The sequence below is a fragment of the Sphaerisporangium dianthi genome (assembly GCF_042654065.1).
GTDB lineage: Bacteria > Actinomycetota > Actinomycetes > Streptosporangiales > Streptosporangiaceae > Sphaerisporangium > Sphaerisporangium dianthi.
The window spans coordinates 17,933-27,493 of record NZ_JBHSFP010000060.1 but is presented as its reverse complement, the minus strand read 5'-3'; the positions used below and the strand labels follow the sequence as shown (position 1 = coordinate 27,493).

General features: G+C 70.4%; 7 protein-coding genes. 1 reads left to right on the top strand and 6 read right to left on the bottom strand.

The genetic code is table 11. The annotated features are described in order from the left end of the window. Window positions 1-531: 531 nt before the first annotated feature. From ACFO60_RS39300 to ACFO60_RS39275, 6 genes are all read right to left on the bottom strand, one after another. A complete protein-coding gene (locus ACFO60_RS39300; RefSeq protein WP_380852096.1) occupies window positions 532-1,527 on the bottom strand; it encodes a LacI family DNA-binding transcriptional regulator in 996 nt (331 codons plus the stop codon). A 25-nt stretch (window positions 1,528-1,552) separates the two neighbouring features. Then, entirely contained in the window at window positions 1,553-2,542 is a 990-nt protein-coding gene (locus ACFO60_RS39295) for a LacI family DNA-binding transcriptional regulator (RefSeq protein WP_380852094.1), read from the bottom strand. Beyond that, window positions 2,539-3,993: a GH1 family beta-glucosidase gene (locus ACFO60_RS39290; RefSeq protein WP_380852099.1), complete on the bottom strand. Its 1,455-nt coding sequence runs from the start codon at window positions 3,991-3,993 to the stop codon at window positions 2,539-2,541. Before ACFO60_RS39290 ends, ACFO60_RS39295 begins: the two co-directional genes overlap by 4 nt. A 2-nt stretch (window positions 3,994-3,995) precedes the next feature. Further along, window positions 3,996-4,826: a carbohydrate ABC transporter permease gene (locus ACFO60_RS39285; RefSeq protein WP_380852091.1), complete on the bottom strand. Its 831-nt coding sequence runs from the start codon at window positions 4,824-4,826 to the stop codon at window positions 3,996-3,998. After that, window positions 4,823-5,800: a carbohydrate ABC transporter permease gene (locus tag ACFO60_RS39280; RefSeq protein WP_380852088.1), complete on the bottom strand. Its 978-nt coding sequence runs from the start codon at window positions 5,798-5,800 to the stop codon at window positions 4,823-4,825. Before ACFO60_RS39280 ends, ACFO60_RS39285 begins: the two co-directional genes overlap by 4 nt. Before the next feature lie 168 nt (window positions 5,801-5,968). Next, window positions 5,969-7,276 carry an ABC transporter substrate-binding protein gene (locus ACFO60_RS39275; protein ID WP_380852085.1) on the bottom strand — a complete coding sequence of 436 codons (1,308 nt, stop codon included), beginning with the start codon at window positions 7,274-7,276 and terminating at the stop codon, window positions 5,969-5,971. Window positions 7,277-7,708: 432 nt separating this feature from the next. On the opposite strand from ACFO60_RS39275, the gene ACFO60_RS39270 reads away from it, so the two are divergent. Beyond that, complete coding sequence (locus tag ACFO60_RS39270) at window positions 7,709-9,481, top strand: bifunctional metallophosphatase/5'-nucleotidase (RefSeq protein ID WP_380852082.1); 1,773 nt, start codon at window positions 7,709-7,711, stop codon at window positions 9,479-9,481. Window positions 9,482-9,561: the final 80 nt, after the last annotated feature.

The following is a 9,561-nucleotide window of genomic DNA, read 5'->3' as shown; positions in this document are numbered from 1 at the left end:
CCGCCCACCCGCGGCTCCACCTCGCTGCGACCCAGAAACCAGGAGTCCAACCCCGGACCACCGGACACCGCCTCCCACACCTGCGAAGCACTCGCCCGCAGCTCGATCTCCTTGCGCAACTCGAACGGGTGCGTCATCGCGCGTCTCCTCCATCTCGATGCCGGTTCCTGCCGGGCCGCCGGCCCGGGTCTCCCCAGGTCTCTTCGGCCATGGCTCTACGGTCGCACCGAACACTTTTTTTGTCAAGACGACTCAAGTCGTCGGCTAGCGCGCCCACGGATTCCGTCGGACGAGGAGGGTTCTCGAGGGCGCCGCGACGGGAAGCTCCCGGCCGGGTGGAAGCGCCGGCTCCTGCTGCCCGGCGTGCGGCAGCCGGCCGTTCACCGATGTGCCGCTCATGGCGGGGCCCGCGCACGGCGGCGGGCTCGCGCGCGGCGGCTCGACCCGCACGGGCCCGCGCACGACGGGTTCGACCCGCACGGGCCCGCGCACGCGGGCTCGATCGGCGCGGCCCGCGCACGCGGGCTCGATTCAGGCGGACTCGCGCACGACGAGTTCGGTGGGCAGGACCACCGGGTCGGCCTGGCCGCCTTCGAGCAGGCTGAGCAGCAGGCGGACCATGGCCGCGGCCTGCTCACGGAAGGGCTGGCGGACGGTCGTGAGCGGCGGCTCGGTGTAGCGCGCGGCCTCGATGTCGTCGAACCCGACGACGGCCACGTCGTCGGGCACCCGGCGGCCCGCCTGCCGCAGCGCCTGGAGCGCTCCGATGGCCATCAGGTCGTTGGCGACGAAGACCGCGTCCAGCGCGGGGTCGTCCTCCAGCAGTTGCCGCATGGCCACGGCCCCCGACTCGCGGGTGAAGTCGCCGATCGCGACGATCGAACGCCGGTCGGACCCGTGCAGCACCGTTCGGTAGCCCGCCAGGCGGTCCTGACCGGCGATCATGTCGGGCGGCCCCGCGATCGTGGCGATGCGCCGCCGCCCGCGTTCGAGCAGGTGGCGCACGGCCAGCTCGGCGCCGCCCACGTTGTCGTCGTCGACATAGGGCAGGTTCACGTTGACGGCCGGGCGGCCGTAGGAGACCGCGGGCACGCGCATGCGCGTGATCGCCGCCGGCAGCGGGTCGGCGCCGTGCATCGAGATCAGCATCACGCCGTCGACGTGCCCGCCCGTCAGGTAGCGCTCGACCCGGGCGTGGCTGGTCGGGGTGCCCGCGAGCATCAGCAGGACCTGCTTGTCGGCGGCCTCCAGCTCGGCGCTCGCCGAGCGGATGACCGTGGAGAACATCGGATCGTCGGAGAACACCCTGGTCGGCGGCTCGGACACCACCAGGGCGATCGAGTCGGTCCGCTGGGTGACCAGGCTGCGGGCCGCGAGGTTGGGGACGTACCCCATCTCGTCGATGGCGCGCATCACCGCGTCGCGCAGTTCCGTGGTGACGGTCGTCCCCCCGTTGACCACCCGGGACGCCGTGGCCCGGGACACCCCCGCCCGCGCCGCCACGGCCTCGAGAGTCGGTCGTCTCATTCTTGTGTCCTCCAACGATGATCGTCTACGCGGACTCCCTGACCACCAGCTCGTTCTGCATGATGACAGGGTCGCCTGGAGCCCCGTCCAGCAGCCCGAGCAACAGTCTGGCCGCGGCCGCCGCCTGCTCCCCCATCGGGCTGCGCACCGTCGTCAGCGGCGGTGCGGTGTACAGGGCCGCCTCGATGTCGTCGAAGCCCACGACCGCCACGTCGTCGGGCACCCGGCGGCCCGCCTCCCGCAGGGCGTGCAGGGCCCCGACGGCCATCAGGTCGTTGGCCGCGAAGACGGCGTCCACCGCGGGGTCGTCCTCCAGCAGCTGCCGCATCCCCTCCGCACCGGACACGCGGGTGAAGTCGCCGATGGCGACGTTCGACCGGCGCCCGCTCTCGCGCAGGGTCGCCTGGTAGCCCGCCAGCCGGTCCTGCGAGGGGATCATATCGAGCGGGCCGGTGATCGTGGCGACCCGCCGCCGGCCCCGCGAGAGCAGGTGGCCGGCGGCGAGGCGGGCGCCGCCCACGTTGTCGTTGTCGGCGTAGGGCACCCCCGGCGCCGACCTGCCGAACGACACCATGGGCACGCCCATGCGCGCCAGCGACCCGGGCAGCTGGTCGGGGCCGTGCATCGGCACGAGCAGGATGCCGGCCGCATGCCCGGCCGCGACGGACCGCTCGACCCGCAGCCGGCTCTCGGCGGACCCGGCCAGCATCAGCGTGACCTGCTTGCCCGCGTCCTCCAGGATGCGGCTGACGGTGCGGACCACCGTGGAGAACATCGGGTCGTCGGAGACCACGCCCTGCGGCGGATCGGACACGATCACCGCGATCGTGTTGGTGCGCTGCGTCGCGAGGCTCCTGGCCGCGCCGTTGGGCACGTACCCGAGCTCGCGCACCGCCCGCAGCACCACCTCGCGGATCGCGGGGGTGACCGACGCCTCACCATTGACCACCCGGGACACGCTCGACTTCGACACACCCGCCCGAGCCGCCACCGCCTCCAAGGTGGGTCGTCTCATGTCAGCCCATTCTCCCTGATGACGTCGCGGTACCAGATGCCGCTGTCCTTGAGCAGCCGCCGCTGGGTGGCGAAGTCCACGCGGACGATGCCGAACCTGCGGTCGTACCCCTCAGCCCACTCGAAGTTGTCCAGCAGGGACCAGACGAGGTAGCCGCGCACGTCCGCGCCCCCCTCGATGGCGGCGTGCACGGCGCGCAGGTGCGACTCGAGGTAGGCGGTGCGGTCGGCGTCGTGCACGCGGTCCCCCGGCTCGCCCGGCTCCCCCGGCGCGCCGGGCGTCACGACGTCGTCGAACGCGGCGCCGTTCTCGGTCACCATCAGCCTCGTCCCGGGGTAGTCCCGCGAGAACTGGAGCAGCAGGCGCGACAGCCCTTCGGGGACGATCGGCCAGCCCATGGCCGTCTTGGGCGCCTGCACGGCGGGGAAGGCGATGTCCTCGCCGCCCGGCCAGGCGGCGTCGGCCGGCTCACCCGGCGCGGACCGCACCACGCAGGGGTTGTAGTAGTTGACGCCGATGACGTCGGCCGGCTGGTGGGCGTCCTTGAGGTCGCCGTCGTGGATGTGCCCGAGGCCGCCGTGCCGCTCCAGGACCGCGAGCACCTCGGCCGGGTACTCCCCGAGCAGCACCGGGTCGAGGATCTGCCGGTGCATCAGGGCGTTGGCGCGGCCGACCGCCTCGCCGTCGGCCTCCGACACGGGGGCGCCGGGGTCGAGCATCTGCTCGGGCGTCACCACCAGCGAGGAGTTGACGACCAGCATGACCTCCTGCGCCCCCGCCGCGCGCAGCGCCTGGGCCGCCAGCCCGTGCGCGAGCACGAAGTGGTGCGAGGCCAGCAGAGCCGACCGCGCGTCCGTGCGGCCGGGCGCGTGCACGCCGCTGCCGTAACCGAGGAACGCCTGTATCCACGGCTCGTTCAGCGTGGTCCAGTGCCGCACCCGGTCGCCGAGGCGCGCGTGCACCACCTCGGCGTACTCGGCCAGCCGGTGGGCGGTGTCCCTGGAGGTCCAGCCGCCGCGGTCCTCCAGCGCCTGGGGCAGGTCCCAGTGGTACAGGGTCGCGTACGGCGTGATGCCCGCCGCGGCGAGCTCGTCGACCAGCCGGTCGTAGAAGTCCAGCCCCCGCGTGTTCACGGGCCCCACGCCGTCCGGCCGCACCCGCGGCCAGGAGATCGAGAACCGGTAGGCGCCGAGGCCGAGGCCGGCCATCAGCCGGACGTCCTCGGCGTAGCGGTGGTAGTGGTCGCACGCCACGTCGCCGGTGTGCCCGGAGGCCACCTTGCCGGGCGTGCGCGAGAAGGTGTCCCAGACCGAGGGCCCGCGGCCGTCGTCCCTCACCGCCCCCTCGATCTGGTACGACGCCGTCGAGGCGCCCCACACGAAGCCTTCGGGGAAGGCCGCCCGCCCCTCCGTCAGAAATGAGGGCCGGGTCCCCCGGGTGGTAGCGGTCATGATCATCCCTTTACCGCTCCTTGCATGATTCCGCCGATGATCTGCTTGCCGAGCAGGGCGAACACGATGACCAGCGGCAGCGTGCCGAGCGCGGTGCCGGTGAGGCTGAGCGCGTAGTCGCTGATGTAGCCCGCGGCCAGGGTGGAGAGCGCGACCTGCACGGTCGGGTTCTCCGGGGTCAGCACGATGAGCGGCCAGAAGTAGTCGTTCCAGGCCGACATGAACGTGAGCATGCCGAGCACGGCCGCCGCGGGCCGGGCCGCGGGGAGCGCCACGTGCCAGAACAGGCCCCAGGTGGTGCAGCCGTCGACGCGGCCGGCCTCCAGCAGCTCGGTCGGCAGTGCCCGCGACAGGAACTGCGTCATGAAGAAGACGCCGAAGGCGCTGGTCAGCGCGGGGACGATCAGCGCGTACATGCTGCCGGTCCACTCGAGCTTCACCATGAGCAGGTACAGCGGGATGATGCCGAGCTGCGTCGGCACCATCATGGTCGCGACGGTGAGCAGCAGCATGGCCCTGCCACCGCGGAAGCGCAGCTTGGCGAAGGCGAAGCCGGCCAGCGTGGAGAAGAACATCACCGAGAGCGCGATCGAGCCCGCGACCAGCACGGAGTTCAGCAGGGCCAGGGCGAACGGGACGGTGTCGAAGACGCGGCCGATGTTGGCGAGCAGGTTGCCGCCGGGCAGCAGCGGGGGCGGCACGTCGGCCAGCGCGGAGTTGTCGCGGGAGGCCACCACGACGCTGTAGTAGAGCGGGAGCGCCGAGAAGAACGCCACCGCCATGAGCGTCAGGTAGGTGAGGGTGCGGGCGACGCCCGCCGTGCGCGGGATCACGTGAGGCTTCCTCTCGCCCGGCGGGTCAGCAGGTAGTTGACGGCCGCGATGACGACGATGAAGAGGAACATCATCCAGGACACGGCCGAGGCGTAGCCGAAGTCCAGCTTGACGAAGTTCTCGTAGATGAACAGCGACAGCGTCTGGTACTGCCGGTCGGGGCCGCCTGTGGGGCTGTAGACGCCGAACAGCAGCGGCTCGGCGAGGATCTGCATGGCGCCGATCGTGGAGGTGATGACCACGAAGACGATCGTCGGCCTGATCATCGGCACGGTGATCCTGCGCAGCTGGGTCAGGCCGCCGGCCCCGTCGATGGTGGCGGCCTCGTACAGCTCGCGCGGGACGGCCTGCATCGCGGCAAGGAAGATGAGCGCGTTGTACCCGGTCCACCGCCACATGATCATGACGGAGATGGCGATGTGGGAGGTCGCGGTGCCGGCGTTCCAGTCGACGGCGACGACGCCGAACCACGACAGCACCCAGTTGATCAGCCCGTAGTCCCGGCCGAAGAGCTGGCTGAAGATGACGACGACGGCGACGACGCTGGTGACGTTGGGCAGCAGCAGGGTGACGCGGAACAGGGTCTGGGAGCGCAGCGGGCGGTTGAGCAGGTGGGCCAGCCAGAGGGCGAGCAGCAACTGCGGGACCGTGGACAGCACGCCGATGGACAGCGTGTTGAAGGTCGCGTTCCAGAAGTAGTCGTCGCCGAGCAGCGTGACGAAGTTGTCCAGGCCGATGAACTCGTGGACGTCGGACAGCAGCGTCCACTCGTGCAGGCTCACCCAGGCGGTGTACGCCAGCGGGAACAGCCCGAAGCCGCAGAACAGCAGGAAGAACGGGGCGACGTAGGCGTAGGGGGAGGCCTTCACGTCGAGCCGGTGGAGCAGCAGGCGGCGCCGGTGGGCCCGGGCAGGGGGCCGCACAGGCGGGGCGGGTGGTACCGCCGCCAGGTTGTCGGGGGCACGGGTGGCCATGGCAGCTCCTTTCGGCAGGCCATCGAGACCGGCGGGCCGGGCCTCCCCGCCGGGGCCGCCCGGCCGGGTGGGACGGCCGGGCGGCGCCGCGGGAGCGGGCACGCCTACCGCTGGGCCTCGCGGACCCGTGGCCGGCCCGCTGGTGCCGGGCCGGCCGTGGGCCCGGGATTACTTGATCCTTTCCAGGTCCTTCAGGGCCTGCGTCCAGGCCTCCTCCGGCGACTGCTTGCCCTGCTCGACGCGCTGGAGCGCATTGCCGAAAGCGGTCAGGACGTCGGCGGCCTTGGGCCCGACGTGCTGCGGCCTGAGCGCCTTCGCCGCGTCGGTGAAGATCTTGCCGGTGGGCGCGTCGCTGAAGAAGTCGTTCTTGAACCCGGTGATCGTCGGGTCGTCGTAGAGGGCGGGGATCGAGGGGAGGGCGCCCGCTTCGGTGAACAGCTTGAGCTGGGTGTCCTTGCTGGTGAGGAGGTCGATCAGTTCGGCGGCCTCCTTGGGGTGCTTGCCCTGTTTGGGGGCCATGAGGTGGGTGCCGCCCTGGTTGCCGCCGCCACCGCCGGGCACCGCGGCCACGTCCCACTTGCCCGCCGTGGTGGGCGCGGCGTCCTTGATGCTGCCGGTCTTCCATGACGGGCAGATGATGGTGGCGAACGAGCCCTTGGTCAGGCCGGTGTTCCAGGGAGGGCTGAACGCGGCGAGCTTGGCCGACTCGTCGGCGAGCACCATCCGCGCCGACAGGTCGAACGCCTTCTTCACGTCGGCGTTGGTGCCGGCGACGAGGTTGTTCTGCTCGTCGTAGAACCCGACGGGGGCCTGGTCGATCATGGCGCGGAAGTTCTCACCGGGGCCGTCGAACCACTTGGCGCCGGGCACCTTGGCGGCGACGAACTTCTTGCCCGCCTCCATGTAGGCCTCCCAGGTGGGCCACAGCTTGGACACCTCGTCGCGTTCGGTGGGCAGACCGGCCTTCTTGAACAGGTCGGTGCGATAGCACATGGCCAGGCCGCCGACGTCGGTGCCGAGGCCGAGCACCTTGGCGCCGTCGCTGGACAGCCCCTGCTTCCACTTCCAGTCCAGGTAGTCGGCCTGCCGCTTGCCCAGGCCGTACTCGTTGAGGTCGTGGAACCTGTCGGCGAGCGGGGTGAAGGTGGCGATGTAGCCGGCCTCGACGGCCTCGACGTCGGCGGCGCCCGCTCCCGTGGCGATCTGCGTGGTGAGGTTCTTGTGGTGGTCGTTGAACTGCGAGCGGCGTTCGACGATCTCGACGTTCGGGTGCGTCTTCTTGAACTCCTCGTACAGCGGCGCGAAGTGGAAGTCGCTGAACAGCGCGACGGTCAGCTTGATCTTCTCGGCCGGCTGGGCGGCGCCCGACGACGCGCCGGCGCCCGCGCCGTCACCACCGCCACCGCAGGCGGTGACGCCGACGGCCAGCACCGCGGCGAGCAGAGGGGTGACCATCCCGGGGCGGAACTTGCCCATAGACCCTCCTGGGGGGCAGATACGTGATCTTGGAGGGAGCGCTCCCCGAGAAGGGTCACGCCGCATACACCCTCGTGTCAACGGGTCCCCGCGTAACGATCGTCGTGATGTGCACACCGCCCACGATCACGTGTGAGAAAGCGCTCTCTGCGATCCGGCGACATATATGCAGGTCAGAGCAGTGTTCATCCGACAGTCCACCTTGGGTGAGAGCGCTCTCAGACAAGAGCGAATACTTGTCCTCGCGTATCGACAGGTTTCCTTCTTGTTAACGAGCCTCTTGACAGGTCCTCACACGAAGCGCACGCTCAGGTCCTCGGGGAGCGCTCCCCGCTTCCTCCATGCCATCCCGAGGGGAGTTCATCACTGCGATACGTCCGCGAGTGGCGTCTTGTGACCGTTAAGCAATGTCCTCTGGCTACTGTCCCCGCCATGAGTTCCAGAATCCGCCGGGTCATGGCCGCCGGTGCCACCGCCGCCGCGGCCGTCGGCCTGCTCGCGTCCCCCGCGCCCGCCTCAGCCACGGGCGGCCACACGGTCAAGGTCACCGTGATGGCCAGCTCCGACATCCACGGCAACGCCCTTAACTGGGACTACTTCAAGAACGCCGAGTTCGACGACAGCGCGCACAACGACGTCGGCCTGGCCAAGGTCTCCACCCTGGTCAACCAGATCCGCGCCGACCGCGGCGCCGGCCACACGCTGCTGTTCGACTCCGGCGACACCATCCAGGGCACGCCGCTCGACTACTACTACGCCAAGGTCGAGCCGATCACGCAGACCGGCCGGACCCACCCCATGGCCAAGGCCATGAACGCCATCGGGTACGACGCGGTGACCCTCGGCAACCACGAGTTCAACTACGGGCTGCCCCTGCTGGCCACGTGGATCAAGCAGATGAAGGCGCCGGTGCTCGGCGCCAACGCCGTCTCGGCGAGGACCGGCCTGCCGGCGTACCGGCCGTTCGTCATCAAGACGATGAAGGTCAAGGGCGAAAAGCCGATCAAGGTCGGCGTGCTCGGCCTCACCAACCCGGGCATCGCCATCTGGGACAAGGGCAACGTCGAGGGCAGGCTGAAGTTCCTGGACCTGGTCGCCACGGCCAAGAAGTGGGTGCCGGTGATCCGCGGCCTCGGCGCCGACGTCGTCCTGGTCACCGCGCACGCCGGCGACAACGGCATGTCCTCCTACGGCACCGACCTGCCGGTCGAGAACGCCTCGGCCCTGGTCGCCGAGCAGGTGCCCGGCATCGACGCCGTCCTGTTCGGCCACGCCCACAACGACGTCCCGCAGAGGTTCGTCACCAACAAGGTGACCGGGCAGCAGGTGCTGCTCACCGAGCCGGGCAAATGGGGCCAGCGCCTGTCCGTCGTCGACTTCACCCTCGCCAAGCGGCAGGGCGGGTGGACCGTCACCGGCAAGTCCTCCGCCACGGTCAACACCAACACGGTCGCCGAGGACCCGAAGATCGTCGCGCTGATGAAGGGCCGGCACGACAAGACGGTCGGCTACGTCAACCAGGTCATCGCCCAGTCCAAGGAGCAGCTGTCGGCGACGGAGTCGCCCTACAAGGACACCCCGATCCTGGACTACATCCAGAAGGTGCAGACCGACCTGGTGAGCAAGGCGATCGCCGGCACGGCCGACGCCTCGCTGCCGGTGCTGTCGATCGCCGCGCCGTTCAGCCGCACCGCCGTCTTCCCGGCCGGGCCGGTGAGCGTGCGCGACATGGCGGGCCTGTACGTCTACGACAACACGCTGCTCGGCGTGAAGCTGACCGGCGCCCAGATCAAGGACTACCTGGAGTACTCGGCGAAGTACTTCGCCCAGGTGGCCCCCGGCGCGCCGATCGACCTGGCCGCGCTGACCAACGCGGGCGGCACCCCGGACTACAACTACGACCAGCTGTCGGGCGTGTCCTACGACATCGACATCTCCCAGCCGGTCGGGCAGCGCATCTCCGGCCTGTCCTACCAGGGCGCGCCGGTGACCGCCGACCAGTCGTTCGTGGTCGCCATCAACAACTACCGCCAGTCGGGCGGCGGCGGCTTCCCGCACGTCACGACGGCTCCGGTGGTCTACAACGCCCAGGTGGAGATCCGGCAGGCGCTGATCGAGTACGCCACCGCCTCGGGCACCATCGACCCGGCCACCTTCGCCGACCCCAACTGGAAACTCACCCGCGCCGGCACCCCGGTGTTCTAGAGCCCTCCCCCGGCCGGTGCCCCACCCAGGGCACCGGCCGTACCTTTCCACGAGAGCCGTCCAACTCCCGCCGAGAAGAC